Here is a 19,117-nt window from a genome sequence, read left to right as displayed (position 1 = left end):
AATGAATGATAAATTTTCTAAAATAGGTTTTGTATTAGCAGTAGCAGGTGGAGCCATAGGACTTGGAAATGCTTGGAAATTTCCAACTTTAGTAGGACAAAATGGTGGTTTTGCTTTTGTTCTTTTGTATCTACTTTTGACTATTAGTATAGGATTTTGTGTATTTTTAGCTGAAATTGCTATGGGAAGATTAAGTCAAAGCGATCCTGTAAATGCCTATAAAAGTTTAGCAAGTAAATACGCTAAAAAATGGAAATTTGCAGGATTTTTTATGCTCGGTGGAATTTTTGTATTATCTTTTTATCTTGTTATTATGGGTTGGGTTTTAAAATACATGATAACTTCGATTTATTATTTGCCTAGTAATACCCAAGAGGCAGGGGTTTTGTTTGGAAATTTAGTACAAAATAGTATTTTAGAAAGCAGCTTATATTTTTTAATTGCTTTTTTTCTTACCTTGTTTGTAGTTTCAAGAGGTGTTAAAAGTGGTATAGAAAAACTTAATGTTTGGATTATGCCAAGTTTGTTTATCATGCTTGTTTTAATGCTAGTGTATTGTTTTTTTCAAGATGGTTTTAAGGAAGCTTTTGTTTATTTGTTTTATCCTGATTTTACTAAACTTAGTTTAAACTCAGTTTTAACAGCTTTAGGTCTTGCTTTTTTTACTTTATGTTTAGGTATAGGTTGTATTACTACTTATGCAGCTTCATTAAAAGATGATACAAATTTAATTACAAGTTCAATTATAATTGTGCTTTTAAATATCAGCATAGGCTTAATGATGGGGCTTATTGTTTTTACTTTTATATTTAAATTTAATGCTAATCCCGCAGAAGGTGCAGGACTTGTATTTATATCTTTAACAACCTTATTTTCTAATTTAGATACTATTTTTGGTCATTTTTTAGCTTTTTATTTTTTCTTGGCTTTGTTTTTTGCAGGAATTACTTCAGCAGTTTCTATGATAGAACCTTTTACCTTTTATCTTGTAAATGAATATAAAATTTCAAGAAAAAAAGCCTTGATTTTTATAGGTTTTGCAGTTTTTCTTTTAGGAGTAAGTTGTATCTTATCTTTTAGTGCTAGTTATGGAGCTAGCTTTAGCTTTTTCGGCTTGAGTTTTTTTGATATTTTAGATAAATTAACTTCTAATTTTATGTTACCGCTTGGAGCTATTGCTAGTGCAATTTTTGTAGGATTTTTTGTAGATAAAATAAGAATTTACAATTTGTTTTCTAAATTTATGAGTAAGACTATTTTTGAGGTATGGTATTTTTTGCTTAGATTTGTTGCACCTATTGCGATTGTTATCATTATGTTAAATCAAATTTTATAAATTTATTTTTTAAGAAAGTAGAGTTATAATTGCAAAGATGTAAAAATAAGGAAAAATTATGGCTAAGAAATTAATTGACGTGATGGATACCACATTTAGAGATGGTTTTCAATCTATTTATGGTGCTAGAGTTTTAATGAATGACTTTTTTCCTGCTTTAGAAGCAGCTAAGGAAGCAGACATTAGACATTTTGAATTTGGCGGTGGAGCTAGATTTCAGAGTTTGTTTTTTTATTTAAATGAAAATGCTTTTGAAATGATGGATAAATTTAGAGCCATTGTTGGAAAAGATGCAAATTTGCAAACTCTTTCAAGAGGAGTTAATACTGTAGCACTTGATACAGGTAGTAAAGAAATTATTGATTTACATGCAAAAATGTTTGCAAAGCATGGTACAACTACAATAAGAAATTTTGATGCACTTAATGATGTAAACAATCTAAAATTTAGTGGAGAGTGCATAGTTAAACATGGTTTAAAACATGAAATTACTATTACTTTAATGGATTTACCTCCAAAATGCAAAGGTGCACATGATATACCATTTTATGAAAGAATTTTAAAAGAAATCTTACAAGCTCAAATTCCATTTGATAGTATTTGTTTTAAAGATGCAAGTGGAACTTCAAACCCAAATAAAATTTATGAAGTTATTAAAATGGCTAGAAAAAACTTGCCTGAAAATACTCATATAAGATTGCATACACATGAAACTGCGGGAGTGAGTATAGCTTGTTACTTAGCAGCTTTAGAGGCAGGTGTTGATGGCATAGATTTAGCTGCAGCTCCTGTTAGTGGTGGTACTTCTCAACCTGATATTTTAACCATGCTTCATGCTTTAAAAGGAAGTAATTTTGATCTTGATTTAGATGAAGAGAAAGTTTTAAAATATGAAGATGTGTTAAAAGATTGTTTGAAAGATTATTTCTTGCCACCTGAAGCTATGGCAGTAAATCCTTTAATACCTTTTTCACCTATGCCAGGTGGAGCATTGACAGCTAATACTCAAATGATGAGAGATAATAATATTTTAGATAAATTTCCTCAAGTTATAAAAGCTATGCAAGAAGTGGTAGAAAAAGGTGGTTATGGTACTTCGGTTACTCCTGTATCGCAGTTTTATTTCCAACAAGCTTTTAACAATGTAATGTTTGGCCCTTGGAAAAAAGTCGCAGATGGATATGGTAAGATGGTTTTAGGATATTTTGGAAAAACTCCTGTTGCTCCAGATCCTGAAGTTGTCAAACTTGCAAGCGAACAATTAAAATTAAAACCAACTACAAAATTAGCAACAGATATAGCTGATGCTGATGAGAGTAAAAGTATAGCTTATATTAAAAATTTATTAGAAAAAGAAAATTTAGAAATAAGTGAAGAAAATATTTTTATCGTTGCAGCTTGTAAAGAAAAAGGCATAGCTTTCTTAAAAGGTGAAGCTAAGGTTAATGTTAGAAAAAATAGCAAATTAAAATCAAGTCTTATCAATGAAAATCAATTTACTGTTTCGGTTAATGGCAACAAATACCATGTAGAAGTAAGTGCAGGTTTTGATAGAGATGTTAATGTTAAAAGTGCTGTAAAAGTAAGCAGTAATAGCATAGAAACTAAAAAAGTCCAAGTAGGTGATAATGCTATCGTTGCAAGCATGAATGCAAATGTATTTAAAATTTTGGTCAAAGAAAATGATAGTGTAAAAGCAGGGCAGGTTGTAGCTGTACTTGAAGCTATGAAAATGGAGATTGAAGTTAGTGCAAGCAAAGATGGAGAAATTGCAGAGCTTTTAGTAGGTACTGGTGAAAGTGTGAGTGAAGGTCAGGCTTTAATGACTTATAAATAAGGAGGTAAAAATGATAGGTTTAGAAAATTTAGGTTTAGAAAATATCGGACAAGTTTTTCATAATCTTAGTTACGATGAGCTTTTAAAACACGAGAAAAATAATAATGAAGGTGTATGTACTAAAAATGGTACCTTTAGCGTGGATACGGGAATTTTTACCGGAAGAAGTCCTAAGGATAAGTATTTTGTAAAACAGGATCCTTCGCAAAAATATATTGCTTGGGGTAAAATTAATCAGCCTATTAGCAAAGAGTTGTTTGAAAAACTTTTAACAAAAGCTAAAAAGCAGCTTAGCAATAGTGATATTTATATTCAAGATGCATATTGTGGTGCTTCATTAAAAAGCCGTAAAGCAGTGCGTTTTGTAACGCAAATTGCATGGCAAGCACATTTTGTAAAAAATATGTTTATTCGTCCAAAAGAAGAAGAGCTTGAAGAGTTTAAGCCGGATTTTGTAGTATACAATGCTTGTAAATGCGTAAATGAAGATTATAAAGAAGATAACTTAAATTCAGAAGTTTTTGTAATTTTTAACATAGAAAAAAATATAGCAGTTATTGGTGGAACTTGGTATGGTGGAGAGATGAAAAAAGGAATTTTTTCTATGATGAATTATTGGCTTCCATTAGAAAATAAACTTTCTATGCATTGTAGTGCTAATGTTGGAGAAAAAGGTGATGTAGCACTTTTCTTTGGACTTAGTGGCACAGGTAAAACTACTCTTTCAACAGATCCAAAAAGAAAGTTAATAGGTGATGATGAGCATGGTTGGGATGATGAGGGTGTGTTTAATTTTGAAGGAGGTTGTTATGCAAAATGTATTAATCTTGATCCTCAAAGTGAGCCAGAAATTTATGGAGCTATAAAGCAAAATGCACTTTTGGAAAATGTAGTTTTAAAAGATGATTTAAGTGTAGATTTTAATGATGCATCAAAAACTGAAAATACAAGAGTTTCTTATCCGATAGAGCATATTTTAAATCATGAACCAAGCCTTAGTGCGAGTCATCCTAGTAATATTATTTTTCTTTCAGCAGATGCTTTTGGTGTTTTACCTCCAGTTAGTAAACTTAGTAAAGAACAAGCAATGTATTATTTTTTAAGTGGTTATACTGCCAAGGTGGCAGGAACTGAAAGAGGTGTTACTGAGCCTGTAGCGACTTTTTCAGCTTGTTTTGGCGAAGTGTTTTTACCATTGCACCCAACCGTTTATGCAAAGCTTTTGGGTGAAAAAATCAGTAAGTATAATGTTAATGTTTATTTGGTTAACACTGGTTGGAGTGGTGGAGCTTATGGTGTGGGCAAAAGAATGAGTATTAAAGCCACTAGAGCCTGCATTAATGCGATTTTAGATGGTAGTATACAAAATTGTGAGTTTGAAAATTATGATTTATTTAATCTTGCGGTTCCAAAAGAATTGATAGGTGTAGAAGGCAAGTTATTAAACCCTATTAATACTTGGGAAGATAAAAAAGCTTATGAAGAGACTAAATTAAAACTTGCAAAAATGTTTATAGAAAATTTTAAACGCTATGAAGATGTAAAAGAAGGAGCAGAGTTTAAATTAGCTGGTCCTGCTATCTAAAAAGAGTTTAACTCTTTTTAGAATAATGATTCAGGATTGATTTGAGTTTCCTTGTTTTTTGGAAGTTCAAATCCTCCTAGCATGTGAAAATGTAAATGAAAAACTTCTTGTCCGCTATTTTTTCCACAATTTGTGATTAATCTATATCCGCTTTTATCAAGCCCTAAAAGAGTGGCTAATTCTTGTATGAATTGTGTCATTTCTTTCATTAATTCAGGTCTTAGTTCTTGAAAATTTTCAAAATGTTCCTTTGGAATGATTAAAATATGAATAGGTGCTTTAGGATTTATATCGTGAAAGGCTAAAAATTTTTCACTTTCTAAAACTTTATTGGCAGGGATTTTACCTTCTATGATTAGTTCAAATATGGTTTTTTCTCTCATTTAATAGTCCTTTTTTTGTTATTTTTGCTAATTTTAAATAATTTTACATTAGAATGTTTAAAAAAAATTTAGTTGGAGCTAAAATTGCAAGATATGATAGAAAAAATTGCTTCTGCAAATACTTTAGCAGAACTTGAAAGTATAAAAGTAAATGTTTTAGGAAAAAAAGGTATTTTGACTTTAGAATTTGCAAAGTTAAAAGATTTACAAGGTGAAGAAAAAAAAGAATTTGCTAATGGTTTAAACAAAGCAAGAGATGAATTTAACAAAGCTTATCAAATAAAGTTACAAGAATTAGAAGGAAAAGCTTTAAATGAAAAAATGAAACAAGATGTGCAAGATTTTAGCTTTTTTGATGAAACTTCTAATGCAGGTGCATTGCACCCAATCATGCAAACTATGGATAAAGTCATAGAATATTTCACTGCTTTAAATTTCAGCATAGAAAAAGGACCTTTAATTGAGGATGATTTTCATAATTTTGAAGCATTAAATTTACCTCAAAATCACCCTGCAAGAGATATGCAAGATACTTTTTATTTTGAAGATAAAACCTTGCTTAGATCGCAAACTTCTCCGGTGCAAATTAGAACCATGCTTTCTCAAAAACCCCCTATTAGGATGATAGCACCAGGTGCGGTTTTTAGAAGAGATTTTGATATTACTCATACTCCTATGTTTCATCAAGTAGAAGGACTTGTTGTAGAAGAGGGCGATAGGGTAAATTTTGCAAATCTAAAAGATATGTTAGAGCATTTTTTAAAGCATATGTTTGGCGATGTAAAGGTGCGTTTTAGACCAAGCTTTTTTCCTTTTACAGAACCATCGGCTGAAGTAGATATTTCTTGTGTGTTTTGTAAAGGTTGTGGATGTAGGGTTTGTAAGCAAACAGGATGGCTTGAGGTTTTAGGGTGTGGTGTAGTAGATCCTAATGTTTATAAATTTGTTGGCTATAAAAATGTAAGTGGTTATGCTTTTGGTTTGGGTGTAGAGCGTTTTGCTATGCTTTTACATAAAATTCCTGATTTACGTTCTATGTTTGAAGGCGATTTAAGATTATTGGAGCAATTTAGATGATTATTAGTAGAAATTGGTTAAACGAATGGATTGATTTAAATGAAATATCAACACAAACTATAGTAAATACTTTAAATTCTATAGGATTAGAAGTTGATAGTTATAAAAGTGTTAAAGCTCCTGAAAAAGTTGTAATTGGCAAGGTTTTAGAAAAAGTAAAACATGAAAATTCAGATAAATTAAATATTTGTAAAGTAGATGTTGGAAGTGAAATTTTGCAAATTGTTTGTGGGGCTAAAAATGTTGATAAGGATCAATTTGTAGCTGTATCTTTAGTAGGTGCAGTGCTTCCTAGTGGCCTTGAGATAAAACCTGCTAAGCTTAGAGGGGTTGAATCTATGGGCATGATTTGCTCTTCTAGCGAACTTGGCTTTGGAAAAAGTAATGAAGGTATTATGATTTTAGATGAGAGCATGGGAAAACTGGTTTTAGGAAAAGCTTTAAATACCTATGAGCTTTTTAATGATGAGTTAATTGAGATAGAGCTTACTCCAAACCGTGGGGATTGTTTGAGTTTATATGGCGTTGCTAGAGATTTAAGTGCAGCGTTTGATTTAAATTTAAAAGAATTAATTCCTTTGAAAGAAAATGAAAATAGTGTAGGTATAGGAAGAATATTAAGTATAAAAAATCAAAGCGATGTAGAAGGATTTTTTGCTTATAAGGCTTTGGAAATAAAAGAAGAATTTAAATTAAATATCACGATACAGATCCGTCTTGCTTTAATTGAAGCATATAAAAACAATAATATAGAAAATCTTTTAACATATGCAACCCATGCAAGTGGGGTGATTTTTTGTGCTTATGATTTTCATAAGCTTTGTAAAGATTGCCAAATTGATGAAAAGATTATTTTAGAGATAAAAACACAAGAACATGGTGAATATGGAATTTATTATAAAGATGAGTTGATTGCTTTAGCAGGGATAGAACAAGAGAATAAATTTAAAATCAACGATGAAAGTAAAATTATTATCATAGAAGCAAGTTACACCCACCCACAAACTATAGCAGATGCAGTAGCTTTTTACAAAAAGAAAAATGATACTATATATCGCTCTTTAAGAGGTAGTGAACCTAAACTTTCTTTGGGAATGGAGTATTTATTCAACGAATGTTTAAAAATTAATACTATTAGTGTTTTTTCTGGAAGTCAGCAAGTTTTCAAAGAAAACGAAGCTAATATTATTGGGATTTTTGGTTCAGAAATTGATAAAATCATTGGTATGCCTATAGATAAAAATAATTTGGTAAAAATTCTTAGAAAATTAGGTTTTGAAATAAGTGTGGTAAATGATGAGCAATTTAATATTAAAATTCCACTTCATCGCAGTGATATAGTTAACATAGCTGATATTAGTGAAGAGATAGTAAGAATTATTGGTATTGATAATATTCCGTCAAAGGCTTTAGAGTTCAGAGAAAAAAATCGTTTAAATCGAGTATATTTTGATTACCAAAATCTTAAAAATTTAAGATTAAGAGCAAGTCATAATGGATATTTTGAAAGTATTCATTATGTTTTGGATAATGAGGAAGAATTAGCTCAATTAGGCTTTAAATGCATTAAAAATAAACTCATTAATCCTATCACCAATGAGCTTAATACTTTAAGAAGTACTTTGATAAACCATCTTTTAAATGCGGTAAGTTTTAATTTAAGAAATTCAAAAAAGAAAATCAAACTTTTTGAGTGCGGTAGTGTTTTTGATGAGTTTTCAAATGAGCATACCAAATTTGCAATGATCTTTAGTGGCTACAAAGAAGAAGCTAAAATAGCAAATAAAGCCAAACCTGCTCTAATAGATTTTTATACCTTTTTAGCTGAATTAAAGAGTATTATAGGTGAGTTTAGTTTGCAAAAATCAGAATATGCATTTTTAAGCCCATATGAGCAAGCAAATGTATATAAAAATGGTAAGCGTATAGGTTTTGTTGGTAGGGTGCATTTAAGTATAGAAAACAAAAGAGATTTAGCTAAAACTTATATTTGTGAGCTTGATTTGGAAGGTTTAAAACAAGACTTTAAAACCGTTAAAGCTTATTCTAAATTTCCATCTATGAGTAGAGATTTAAGCATAGTTATACCAAAAGGTTTTGAATATGAAAAAATCAAACATACCATCGTAAAATTAGATATAGAAAGATTAGAAAGTTTTAGAGTAGTAGATCTATACACAGATGAAAATTTGGGCGATTTTTATAGCTTGACTATTAATTTAGTATTTAGGGATTTTGAAAAAACTTTAGAGGATAATATTATCCTTGAATATATAGATAAAATCATCAAAGCTTTAGATGATGAACATGGTTTAAAACTTCGATGAAAATAAATCCTATTAACTCTTTCAAAGTAGAGCTTGAAGATATGGCATCTGATAAGTCTATATCTCATCGCTTTGCCATTTTTTCTTTGCTTACTTATGGAACTTGTAAAATTAAAAATTATTTAAAAGCTCAAGATACTCTGCATACTTTAGAAATTATAAAGGCTTTAGGAGCTGAAATATGCGAAGATAATGAGTTTTATTATATTAAAGCTCCAGCTAATATAAAATCTCCAAATTGTATTTTAGATTGTGGAAATTCAGGTACAGCTATGAGATTATTGATAGGTCTTTTAAGTGCTATCGAAGATGGGTTTTTTGTATTAAGTGGAGATCGATACTTAAATGCTAGACCGATGAAAAGAGTAAGCGAGCCTTTAATAAGCATTGGTGCCAAAATTTATGGAAGAATTAATGCAAATTTAGCACCTATTTGTATACAAGGGGTAAAACCAGATGGTTTTAACTTTACTAGCAATATTGCTTCAGCTCAGGTAAAATCTGCCTTGATATTAGCAGCCTTATTTGCAAAAAAAGAAAGTTATTTTAAGGAAATTGAGCTTTCAAGAGATCATAGTGAGATTATACTTAATAAAATGGGAGCTTGTATTGAGTATTTGAATGATGAAAAAACTTTTATAAAAATCAAACCTTTAAAAGAAAAATTAAAAGCATTTGAAGTTTGTATTCCAAATGATCCATCATCGGCTTTTTATTTTGCTTTGGCTGTTTGTATTTTGCCTCATTCTAGGGTAACTTTAAAAAATGTCTTGTTAAATAAAACTCGTATTGAAGCTTTTAAAATTTTAGAAAAAATGGGTGCGAAAATTACTTATAGTGTTGTCAATGAAGATTTTGAAAGTGTTGGAGAAATTTGTGTTGAAAGTGCACCTTTAAAGGCAGTTAGCATAAGTAAAAATATCGCATGGTTGATTGATGAAATTCCGGCTTTAGCTATAGCTTTTGCTTGTGCAAAAGGAAAAAGTATTATAAGAAATGCCAAAGAATTGCGCGTAAAAGAAAGTGATAGGATTAAAGCCATAGTTTCAAATTTGCAAAAATGTGGCATAAAAATAAAAGAATTTGAAGATGGTTTTGAAGTAGAGGGTGGTGAGGCCAAAAGCGCAAAAATAGAAAGTTTTGGAGACCATAGAATCGCAATGAGTTTTTTGATTTTGGGGTTAAGATGTGGAATGGAAGTAGATGATTGTGAATGCATTAAAACTTCTTTTCCAAATTTTATTGAGATTTTAAAGCAAATAGGAGCTAAAATTGGAGATTAAATTAGCAAAAAGCTACGGTTTTTGTTTTGGAGTAAAAAGGGCAATTAAAAAAGCAGAGCAAATCAAAGACGCGGCCACTATAGGTCCTTTAATTCATAATAATGAAGAAATTACACGACTTTGGAAAAATTATAATGTTAAAACATTAAATGATATTAATGAATTAAGCACAGAAAAAAAAGCTATTATTAGAACTCATGGCATAACAAAGCAAGATTTGGAAAAATTAAAACAAAAAAATATAGAAATTTTTGATGCAACCTGTCCTTTTGTAACCAAACCCCAAAAAATTTGCGAACAAATGAGCAATGAAGGTTATGAAGTTGTGATTTTTGGTGATAAAAATCATCCTGAAGTTAAAGGAGTCAGAAGCTATGTGAGTACTAAAGCTTATGTAGTGCTTGATGAAAAAGAATTACTCGATATTAAATTACCTTCTAAGATCGCAGTGGTATCACAAACTACAAAAAAGATAGAAAAATTTATGGAAATTGTAAATTTTTTAATGCTTAGAGTAAAAGAAGTGCGTGTTTTTAATACTATATGTGATGCAACTTTTAAAAATCAAGAAGCAATTAATGAACTTGCTAAGAAAAGTGATGTAATGATAATAGTTGGAGGTAAGAACTCAGCCAATACGAAACAGCTTTTTTTAATAGCAAAAAATTATTGTGAGGATAGTTATCTAATAGAAAATGAAAAAGAAATTCAAAAAGAATGGTTTAATGATAAAAAAAAATGCGGTATTAGTGCGGGTGCTTCTACACCTGATTGGGTGATTGATTTGGTTTTAGAAAAAATCAAAGAATATACCAAAATTAACTAAGTTTAAAGAAAACAATACTATAATCAAGAATTAAAATTTAAAACAAAGGACCACGATGAGCGAGGTGAACAAAAAAGTTCAAAACAGACTAGAGGATATTATCATAGAAGAAGATTTTGAGCAAATGCTTGAAGAGTCTTTCAAGTCTGATGAGGAAGCAACTACACAAGGTATAATTGTTGCAATTAAAGGCAATGAAGTATTTGTAAATGTAGGGCAAAAATCAGAAGGTATTTTAGCAGTAGAAGAAATTCAAAATGAAAAAGGCGAATTTATCTTCAAAGAAGGTGATACATTAGAAGTTGCTATAGTGGGTTCTCGCGGTGGCAGATCATTACTTTCTCATAAAAAAGCTTTAAGAAAGCAAAAAGTTAAAGAATTTATTGACAACTATAAAGATAGTGAAAGTATATTTGATGTAAAAATTATTGGTAAAAATAGAGGCGGTTTTGTGGCTATAGATGAAAATGGCGTAGAATTTTTCTTGCCAAAATCTCAAAGTAATTTTAAAGATTCTAATAACATCATCAATAAAATTTTTAAAGTTAAAATTATTAAAATAGATAAAGAAGCTCAAAGTATAGTAGTTTCTAGAAAGAAAATAGTAGATGAAGAAAGAAGAAAACGCAAAGAAATTATTTCTAATGTATTAAATCAAGAAGAAATCATAGAAGGCGTTGTTAAAAAAATCACTACTTACGGTATGTTTGTTGATGTAGGTGGTGTTGATGGTTTAGTTCATTATAGTGAAATTTCTTATAAAGGACCAGTAAATCCTAGCTCATTATATAATGAAGGTGATAAAGTTCCTGTGAAAGTGATTAAATATGATAAAGATAAAAAACACCTTTCATTGTCTATTAAACTTGCTATGCCTGATCCTTGGGATGAAATCAAAGATGGTTTAGAAGTCGGGGATACTATTAAGGTTACAGTTTCAAATATCGAGCCTTATGGTGCTTTTGTAGATTTAGGAAATGACATAGAAGGCTTTTTACATATAAGTGAAATTTCTTGGGATAAAAACGCTAAAAATCCAAAAGATTATATAAGCGAAGGGCAAGATCTTGATGTTGAAGTGATTGAAATTAATGCCAAAGAAAGAAGACTTAGAGTTTCTTTAAAAAATTTATTAGCAAAACCTTTTGATGAATTTTTAAAATCACACAAAGTGGGTGATGTGGTAAAAGGCAGTATTACTTCTGTGACTAATTTTGGTGCTTTTGTAAAAATTGCTAACTTAGAGGGATTGTTACATAATGAAGATGCTTCTTGGAGTAGAAATGATAAATGTAAAGATATGTATAAAATCGGTGATGTTGTAGAAGTTAAAATCATTAAATTGGACAAGGAAAATCAAAAAATTTCTTTAAGCACTAAAGAATTACAAAAAAGCCCAGTTCAAGTTTATGCACAAAAACATCAAGTAAATGATATTGTTTCGGGTAAAATTAGAGATATCAAAGATTTTGGAATTTTTGTAGAGCTTGAAGATGAAGTTGATGCGCTTATTCATAAAGAAGATTTGGGAAATATAGATTTTTCAAGTTTGAAAATAGGTGATACGATAGAAGCTTTGATTGTTTTTATTGACGAAAAGAAAAATAGAATTCGTTTGAGCGTCAAGAGCCTTGCAAAAATGAAAGAAAGAGAAGCATTAAATGAGATCAATGATAATGATAAAGTAACTTTGGGTGATATTATCAAAGATCAACTTTCATAGTAAAAAATGAAAAAATATACCCTTTATGGTATTTTAGGCTTTTTAAGCTTAGCTTTGATTATTGTTTTTGTTTTTATGGTGAGATATGTAAATATTGAAAATTTATCTATCTCACAAAATATTAAGTATTCTTTCGATGAGATAAAAAAAGAATTGCCACAAACTTGGCAAGACAAGCTTTCAAATCTTAAAATTAATGATTTTTCTCCAGCAACAAATGAATTTTATATGAGCTTTAATGTGGATGATTCTGTAGTAAAGCCAAAGCAAAAATTTTATATGCTTGATGTGAATAAAAATGATATTTATTCTATGTTCTGTTTAAAGCAAACATTACATTCTTTTTTTATTAAATACACTTTAACGCAAAGTAAAGATGAAGTTGCAATTTATTTAGATACAAATAATGAAAAAGTTTTAAATGCACTGATTGACAAATTAAAAATCTACAACATAAATGCAAAATTAAAGGAGGTTTGGTTATGAAGAAAATTATTGTGTGTGATGCAATATTAGACAAAGGTGTGGAGCTTTTAAGAAAAGCTGATGATGTAGAGCTTATTGAGGCAGCACATTTACCTAAAGATGAGCTTTTAGCAAAATTAAGTGATGTGGATGTAGCTATTACTAGGAGTTCAACAGATGTTGATTTAAAATTTATCAATGCATGTTCTAATTTAAAAGCTTTAGTTAGAGCAGGTGTTGGGGTTGATAATGTTGATATAGATGAATGTTCTAAAAAAGGCATTATTGTTATGAATGTTCCAACAGCCAATACTATAGCAGCAGTTGAGCTTACTATGAATCATTTATTATGCTCTGCAAGATCTTTTGTAAATGCACACAATTTCTTAAAAATACAAAGAAGATGGGAAAGGGAAAAGTGGTATGGTGTAGAGCTTATGAAAAAAACTTTAGGGGTTATAGGTTTTGGTAATATAGGCTCAAGAGTAGCTGTACGTGCAAAAGCTTTTGGTATGAAAGTTATTGCTTATGATCCTTATGTAGTGGCTTCTAAGATGACTGATCTAGGTATAGAATGTGTTAATTCTTTAGAAATAATTTTAACTCAAAGTGATTTTATTACCATACATACACCAAAAACAAAAGAAACCACAGATATGATTTCATTTGAAGAAATTAGCAAAATGAAAGATGGTGTAAGATTGATAAATTGTGCTAGAGGTGGTCTTTATAATGAAGATGCGTTATGTGAGGGTTTAAAAAGTGGTAAGATAGCTTGGCTTGGCATTGATGTGTTTAATAAAGAACCAGCAACTAATCATCCATTTTTAGACTTTGAAAATGTTTCTGTTACTTCTCATCTTGGAGCAAATACTTTAGAAAGTCAAGAAAATATTGCTATCCAAGCATGCGAGCAAGCTTTAAATGCTGCAAGAGGAATTTCTTATCCAAATGCTTTAAATTTACCGATAAAAACTGAAGATTTACCAAGTTTTGTTGCACCTTATATAGAGCTTATTTCAAAAATGGGTTTTTTGGCTGCTCAGCTTGATAAAACTCCTATTAAGGCTATTAAACTTGAAAGTGAAGGACAAATTGGTGAGTATAATGAGTCTTTATTAACTTTTGCAACAGTAAGTGTTTTAAGAGGAATTTTGGGTGAAAATATCAACTATATTAACGCACATTTTGTAGCTAAAGACAAAGGTGTTGAACTTTCTTCTCGTATTTTACCAAGTAGTGGATATAGTAATAAAATCACCATAAAAGTAGTTACTGATAATTCTAATCTTTCTATTTCAGGAACTATTTTTGGTGAAAATGAGCAAAGAATAGTAGAATTAAATGGTTTTGATGTAGATTTTAAGCCTAAGGGCAAGATGATTATTTTAAACAATAATGATATACCAGGGGTTATAGCTAATGTTAGTGGAATTTTAGCTAAAAATAATGTCAATATTGCTGATTTTAGACTTGGTAGAAATGGTTTTGGAAAAGCTTTAGCTGTAATTTTACTTGATACAAAAATTTCAAAAGCTTTACTTGAAGAATTAAGAGCTATCGATGCTTGTATTTTTGCAGAATATGCAGAAATTTAAGGCTTTTTATAAGCCTTAATTGTTACAATTATTTTTTAATTTTAAAATTAAGGAAAATATATGGCTTCTTATGGAATGGGAGATCTAAAAAAAGGTTTAAAGATAGAAATTGATGGTATTCCTTTTAAAATCGTAGAATATCAACACGTAAAACCAGGTAAAGGTCCTGCATTTGTACGTATTAAAATTAAATCTTTTATTGATGGCAAGGTTTTAGAAAAAACTTTCCATGCAGGAGATAAATGCGAATCTCCAAATTTAGAAGAAAAACAAATGCAATATCTATATGATGATGGTGAGAATTGTCAATTTATGGATACTCAAACTTACGAGCAAGTTGCAATTAGTGATGAAGATGTGGGTGAAGCTAAAAAATGGATGCTTGATGGAACTATGGTAGATGTTTTATTTCATAATGGAAAAGCAATCGGCGTTGAAGTACCTCAAGTAATGGAGCTAAAAATCATCGAAACAGCACCAAATTTTAAAGGTGATACTCAAGGGTCGAATAAAAAACCAGCTACTTTGGAAACAGGTGCGGTTGTGCAAATTCCTTTCCATGTATTAGAAGGAGAGGTAATCCGTGTCGATACTGTACGCGGTGAATATATAGAAAGAGCAAACAAATAAGCTAAGTTTATCTTAGCTTATTTAATTGTTTAATCTTTTATTAAGTTGCCACCAGTTTAACTTATAATATAATTCTTGAAATTCTTTGTGATATTTATCTAAAATGATTTCTTGATTTGTGTTTTTGATTGAAGTGTTGCTTTCAAAAAAATATCCCTTGTTTGCAGTATACACACCTTGATTATCAATCCATAATGCATCGTTTATTCCAAATTCTAGTTTTTTATTTTTGGTTAAGCCTAACATATTTCTTCCACCTATGCTAATGTATTCTATATTATTAAGGCTTATATTATATAAGGTTGGAAATATATCTTTATGCGATCCTACTCTATTTTTATTATAATTAATATTGTATTGTAGTACTTTTGGGATATATAAATAAAAAGGAACACTATAAGAAAAGGCTTTTGTATTATATAGGTTATTTTTTAAATCTCTCGTCCTATGATCTCCTGTAGCGGCTATAATGATTTTATCTTTTAACTTACTTTGTTTTATTTTGCTTAAAAATTTTCCAAATTCATTGTTTGCATAAGTATATGCTTTTAATATAGCCAGTTGTTTTTTATGATCATATGGAAGAAGTTTTAATAGCTCATTTGGTATTTGATCATGATTGATTTTTATATTATAATCTAAATATGGTGGATGATTTGATATTGTTAGGGCAATGATTAATGTTTTATAGGGATTATCTTGTAATATCTCATATGCTTTTTTATATAAAAATTCATCAGATATTCCATAGCCATTTTGTGTTGTTTTGGCTTGAGGGTAAGAATTAATTATGCTGTTTTCATCTATAATTTCATCTACTCCTTGTTTTTTTAAATATTCTTTTATGTTTTGCCAAGATCCATTTCCAGCACTTATAAAAATAACCTTATAACCCGCTTTTTTATAAATTTCAATAGGAGTAAGAGGTAGTTTTATTGTTTGAAATTTACTAGTTGAAATATTTGAAAATGGACTTATAAATAATAAATTTGCCAAACTAGGTATAGTTCCATTGCTTGATGATAAAAATCTCTTAAATAAAAAATCTTCCTCAAAATGTTGTTTTAATTCACCTAAAAAGTTTGTTTCTTTAGAACTATACTCATCAATTTCTAGACCAAAACTTTCCATTATATTTAAAAAGATACTCGGTTTTATAGTATCTGCTATAGGGTTATTTTGACTTATGTCTATATAAGGAAACAATTTACTTTGAATTTCTTTTGCAGTGTTATCATCAATTGAGGGTATTTTTTGTTCTTCTTTGTATTGTTTATGAGCCCAAGCAAAAGCCATTATAGGATTTAGCATAATATCATTTACAACTTTGAATTCACTAAAAGAATAGTTTTGAACATTAATAGCAACGTGTTTAAACGGTCCTCTAAGAGCTAAAATGTATATAAAAATTAAAATGATATTTAAAATTAATAAGGTATGAATTTTATAGTTGTTTTTAGTGATTTTATAATGTAAAATTTTTAAATTTAAAAATACACAACATAGAGAAATAAATAAAGCCAAAAGTAAAATTTTTAAGACAGGGTAATCATTATAGGTGATATCTAAAATAGTACTAATATTATCATTTTTTATACTAAATAAAAAAATATTAAATTTGTCATTATAAAGTTCATAGTAGTAATATTTTGCAAAAGAAAAAATTATACTTATAATAGCTATAAATGCTATATAAACACTTGAAATAATACCATATAGTCTATATACCCCCCCCCGTAAATGTTACTTTTTTATAGTTAAGATAGGAAAATATCAAGGCAAGAAATCCACAAATTAAAAGTGGTAAAAAAGCAATACTTAAAAATCTTATATCATGGTAAATTCCGTAAAAATACATTTTTACTATATCATAGAAATTACTTTGTATGATTTTTTGTGAAATAAAACCATTTTGCATCAAAAGCCTATTAATAGAAAATATACTTATAAATAAGAAACAAAAGACAATAATTTGTGTGAGTATTTTTTTCATTTTTTCTCCTATAAAATTCTTAGTTTGTTAATTTCATCTCTAAGCATTGCTGCTTTTTCAAATTCAAGATTTTTAGCTGCTTCTAACATTTGTTTTCTTAGTTCTTTTACTATTTTGGCACGCTCTTTTGCAGGTATCTTTTCAAGTTCTTTTCCTTTGCGATAAATTTCTCCTTGTTCAAGATCTTGTTTTAAACTCTCTTCTATATTCCTTTTTACTGAAGTTGGCGTGATATTATATCTTTTATTATAAGCTTCTTGCAAGACTCTTCTTTCGTTGGTGGTATCAATGGCTTCTTGCATAGATTTTGTAATTTTTTTGGCAAAAAGCAATACTTTGCCATTTACATTTCTAGCCGCACGTCCCATGGTTTGAATGAGCGCAGTGGTACTTCTTAAAAAACCCTCTTTGTCTGCGTCCATAATTGCTATGAGAGAAACTTCAGGTAAATCAAGTCCTTCTCTTAAAAGATTAATACCTATTAAAATATCAAAAGCACCACTTCTTAAACCACGAATAATTTCATTACGCTCAATTGCGTCAATTTCTGAATGCATGTATTTTACTTTTAAACCAAGCTCTAAGTAGTATTTGCTAAGTTCTTCGGCCATTTTTTTGGTTAGAACTGTGATTAAAACTCTTTCGTTACGTTCTATAACTTTTTTAGCTTCATCATATAAAATTTCAACTTGATTATCACTATCTTTTATTTCTATTTTAGGATCTAAAAGTCCTGTTGGGCGCATAATTTGATAAAAAATGTTTTTTTTGCTTAATTCTAGTTCCAAAGGTGCAGGCGTGGCTGAAACAAATAAAAATTTGCAATTTTTATTAATAAATTCATCAAACATCAAAGGTCTATTATCTAAGGCGCTTGGCAAGCGAAAACCATAGTCAACCAAAGTTTGCTTTCTACTTCTATCTCCTGCAAACATTCCACGAAATTGCGGTAAAGACACATGAGATTCATCAATAATTACCAAAAAATCTTGATTTTTAATAGCAAAATAATCAAAAAGTGTATAAGGTGTATCTCCACTTTTAAGCCCTGTTAAATGTAGGGCATAGTTTTCCACTCCCTTGCACATACCTGTGCTTTGGAGCATTTCAAGATCAAATTCTACTCTTTGTTTTAATCTTTGTGCTTCTACGAGTTTATTTTCGTGTTCAAAATAAGCAAGACGCTCGTTTAATTCAGCTTTTATACCTTTGATAGCTTCTTTGAGTCTTGTTTCGCCTACACTAAATTGACTAGTTGGATAAAGTATGAATTTTCTTAGATCTTTACCTTTTTTGTTTTCTAATACATTGTAATGATACATCGATTCAAGTTCATTACCAAAAAATTCAAGTCTAATGGCCTCATCTTCATAATAAGCTGGATATATATCCACTATATCACCATTTACTCTAAAATCAGCCCTGTCGAAGAAATTATCATTGCGTTTATAGCCCATATCTACAAGCTTTTTTAAAAGCTCTTTTTGATTTATTTGCATATTAAGCTCTAAGATCAAAACCATGCCTACATATTCGCTTGGATTTCCTAAACCATAATTTGCTGAAACACTTGCTATGCAAATAACATCATCATAACTTAAAAGAGAAGCACTTGCGCTTAATCTTAATCTTTCTAAATCTTCATTAGTAGAGCTGTCTTTTTCTATAAAAACATCAGTTCTTGGTATGTAAGCTTCAGGTTGATAATAATCATAATAACTTATAAAATATTCCACATGATTGCTAGCAAAAAAACCTTTAAATTCGCTATAAAGTTGTGCACATAAGCTTTTATTGTGCGACATGATAAGTGTGGGCATATTTAAATTTTTGATGATGTTTGCCATAGTAAAAGTTTTTCCACTACCTGTAACACCTAGTAAGGTTTGATATTTATTTCCTGCTTTAATGCTTTTTACTATACCATCTATAGCTTGTTTTTGATCAGGGCTTGGTTTAAAATCGCTAGTAAGTTTAAACATAAAATTTCCTAACTTATATTTTTTTAATTTTACACAAAATTTTTCATAAAAATTTAAATTTTAAAATAAAAA

Annotated in this window: 15 protein-coding genes; 11 read left to right on the top strand and 4 right to left on the bottom strand. The window is 29.5% G+C overall.

Annotated features, from left to right (window positions below; translation table 11 throughout):
* Position 1 precedes the first annotated feature (1 nt).
* Genes CORN_RS06440 through pckA form a run of 3 tightly spaced genes read left to right on the top strand, consistent with a single transcriptional unit; the run spans position 2 to position 4,758 of the window.
* A complete protein-coding gene (locus tag CORN_RS06440) occupies positions 2-1,336 on the top strand; it encodes a sodium-dependent transporter (protein ID WP_066008477.1) in 1,335 nt (444 codons plus the stop codon).
* A 58-nt stretch (positions 1,337-1,394) separates the two neighbouring features.
* Complete coding sequence (locus CORN_RS06435) at positions 1,395-3,173, top strand: biotin/lipoyl-containing protein (protein ID WP_066008476.1); 1,779 nt, start codon at positions 1,395-1,397, stop codon at positions 3,171-3,173.
* 10 nt (positions 3,174-3,183) lie between these two features.
* Positions 3,184-4,758: a phosphoenolpyruvate carboxykinase (ATP) gene (gene pckA, locus CORN_RS06430; RefSeq protein WP_066008475.1), complete on the top strand. Its 1,575-nt coding sequence runs from the start codon at positions 3,184-3,186 to the stop codon at positions 4,756-4,758.
* Between the two features lie 17 nt (positions 4,759-4,775).
* Here the strand turns inward: pckA and CORN_RS06425 are convergent, their stop codons facing one another.
* Positions 4,776-5,141 (bottom strand): histidine triad nucleotide-binding protein, encoded by a 366-nt coding sequence (locus tag CORN_RS06425; RefSeq protein WP_066008474.1) that lies wholly within the window; start codon positions 5,139-5,141, stop codon positions 4,776-4,778.
* 84 nt (positions 5,142-5,225) lie between these two features.
* On the opposite strand from CORN_RS06425, the gene pheS reads away from it, so the two are divergent.
* From pheS to efp, 8 genes are read left to right on the top strand one after another with little or no spacing between them, the layout of a single operon-like run.
* A complete protein-coding gene (pheS, locus tag CORN_RS06420; protein ID WP_066008473.1) occupies positions 5,226-6,218 on the top strand; it encodes a phenylalanine--tRNA ligase subunit alpha in 993 nt (330 codons plus the stop codon).
* Entirely contained in the window at positions 6,215-8,545 is a 2,331-nt protein-coding gene (gene pheT / locus CORN_RS06415) for a phenylalanine--tRNA ligase subunit beta (RefSeq protein ID WP_066008472.1), read from the top strand. The genes pheS and pheT overlap by 4 nt, the downstream gene beginning before the upstream one ends.
* Complete coding sequence (gene aroA / locus CORN_RS06410; RefSeq protein ID WP_066008471.1) at positions 8,542-9,828, top strand: 3-phosphoshikimate 1-carboxyvinyltransferase; 1,287 nt, start codon at positions 8,542-8,544, stop codon at positions 9,826-9,828. Before pheT ends, aroA begins: the two co-directional genes overlap by 4 nt.
* Positions 9,818-10,654 (top strand): 4-hydroxy-3-methylbut-2-enyl diphosphate reductase, encoded by an 837-nt coding sequence (locus CORN_RS06405; protein ID WP_066008470.1) that lies wholly within the window; start codon positions 9,818-9,820, stop codon positions 10,652-10,654. The genes aroA and CORN_RS06405 overlap by 11 nt, the downstream gene beginning before the upstream one ends.
* 55 nt (positions 10,655-10,709) lie before the next feature.
* Complete coding sequence (locus tag CORN_RS06400) at positions 10,710-12,377, top strand: 30S ribosomal protein S1 (RefSeq protein ID WP_066008469.1); 1,668 nt, start codon at positions 10,710-10,712, stop codon at positions 12,375-12,377.
* Positions 12,378-12,383: 6 nt separating this feature from the next.
* Positions 12,384-12,863 carry a hypothetical protein gene (locus CORN_RS06395; RefSeq protein WP_066008468.1) on the top strand — a complete coding sequence of 160 codons (480 nt, stop codon included), beginning with the start codon at positions 12,384-12,386 and terminating at the stop codon, positions 12,861-12,863.
* The gene (serA, locus tag CORN_RS06390) at positions 12,860-14,440 is read left to right on the top strand and encodes a phosphoglycerate dehydrogenase (protein WP_066008467.1); all 1,581 of its coding nucleotides are present in this window, start codon (positions 12,860-12,862) and stop codon (positions 14,438-14,440) included. Before CORN_RS06395 ends, serA begins: the two co-directional genes overlap by 4 nt.
* A gap of 60 nt (positions 14,441-14,500) precedes the next feature.
* On the top strand, positions 14,501-15,070 hold the full coding sequence (gene efp, locus CORN_RS06385) for an elongation factor P (protein ID WP_039618934.1): 570 nt from the start codon (positions 14,501-14,503) through the stop codon (positions 15,068-15,070).
* Positions 15,071-15,091: 21 nt separating this feature from the next.
* On the opposite strand, the gene CORN_RS06380 is transcribed toward efp, so the two are convergent.
* The 3 genes from CORN_RS06380 to uvrB all read right to left on the bottom strand — a co-directional run bounded on the left by CORN_RS06380 (position 15,092) and on the right by uvrB (position 19,045).
* On the bottom strand, positions 15,092-16,594 hold the full coding sequence (locus tag CORN_RS06380; protein ID WP_066008466.1) for an LTA synthase family protein: 1,503 nt from the start codon (positions 16,592-16,594) through the stop codon (positions 15,092-15,094).
* 196 nt (positions 16,595-16,790) lie between these two features.
* Entirely contained in the window at positions 16,791-17,063 is a 273-nt protein-coding gene (locus tag CORN_RS08670; RefSeq protein WP_066008465.1) for a hypothetical protein, read from the bottom strand.
* A gap of 8 nt (positions 17,064-17,071) precedes the next feature.
* Complete coding sequence (gene uvrB, locus CORN_RS06375) at positions 17,072-19,045, bottom strand: excinuclease ABC subunit UvrB (RefSeq protein ID WP_066008464.1); 1,974 nt, start codon at positions 19,043-19,045, stop codon at positions 17,072-17,074.
* Positions 19,046-19,117: the final 72 nt, after the last annotated feature.

It is taken from the genome of Campylobacter ornithocola (assembly GCF_013201605.1).
Taxonomy (GTDB): Bacteria; Campylobacterota; Campylobacteria; order Campylobacterales; family Campylobacteraceae; genus Campylobacter_D; species Campylobacter_D ornithocola.
Note: the sequence above shows the minus strand (reverse complement) of the source record. Positions and strands in the feature narration are given on the sequence as shown.

Coding starts and splice junctions, on each gene's coding strand:
- pckA (WP_066008475.1), top strand. CDS start 3,184: ATGATAGGTTTAGAAAATTTAGGTTTAGAAAATATCGGACAAGTTTTT.
- pheT (WP_066008472.1), top strand. CDS start 6,215: ATGATTATTAGTAGAAATTGGTTAAACGAATGGATTGATTTAAATGAA.
- aroA (WP_066008471.1), top strand. CDS start 8,542: ATGAAAATAAATCCTATTAACTCTTTCAAAGTAGAGCTTGAAGATATG.
- serA (WP_066008467.1), top strand. CDS start 12,860: ATGAAGAAAATTATTGTGTGTGATGCAATATTAGACAAAGGTGTGGAG.
- CORN_RS08670 (WP_066008465.1), bottom strand. CDS start 17,063: ATGAAAAAAATACTCACACAAATTATTGTCTTTTGTTTCTTATTTATA.
- CORN_RS06435 (WP_066008476.1), top strand. CDS start 1,395: ATGGCTAAGAAATTAATTGACGTGATGGATACCACATTTAGAGATGGT.
- CORN_RS06425 (WP_066008474.1), bottom strand. CDS start 5,141: ATGAGAGAAAAAACCATATTTGAACTAATCATAGAAGGTAAAATCCCT.
- efp (WP_039618934.1), top strand. CDS start 14,501: ATGGCTTCTTATGGAATGGGAGATCTAAAAAAAGGTTTAAAGATAGAA.
- uvrB (WP_066008464.1), bottom strand. CDS start 19,045: ATGTTTAAACTTACTAGCGATTTTAAACCAAGCCCTGATCAAAAACAA.
- CORN_RS06440 (WP_066008477.1), top strand. CDS start 2: ATGAATGATAAATTTTCTAAAATAGGTTTTGTATTAGCAGTAGCAGGT.
- CORN_RS06400 (WP_066008469.1), top strand. CDS start 10,710: ATGAGCGAGGTGAACAAAAAAGTTCAAAACAGACTAGAGGATATTATC.
- CORN_RS06395 (WP_066008468.1), top strand. CDS start 12,384: ATGAAAAAATATACCCTTTATGGTATTTTAGGCTTTTTAAGCTTAGCT.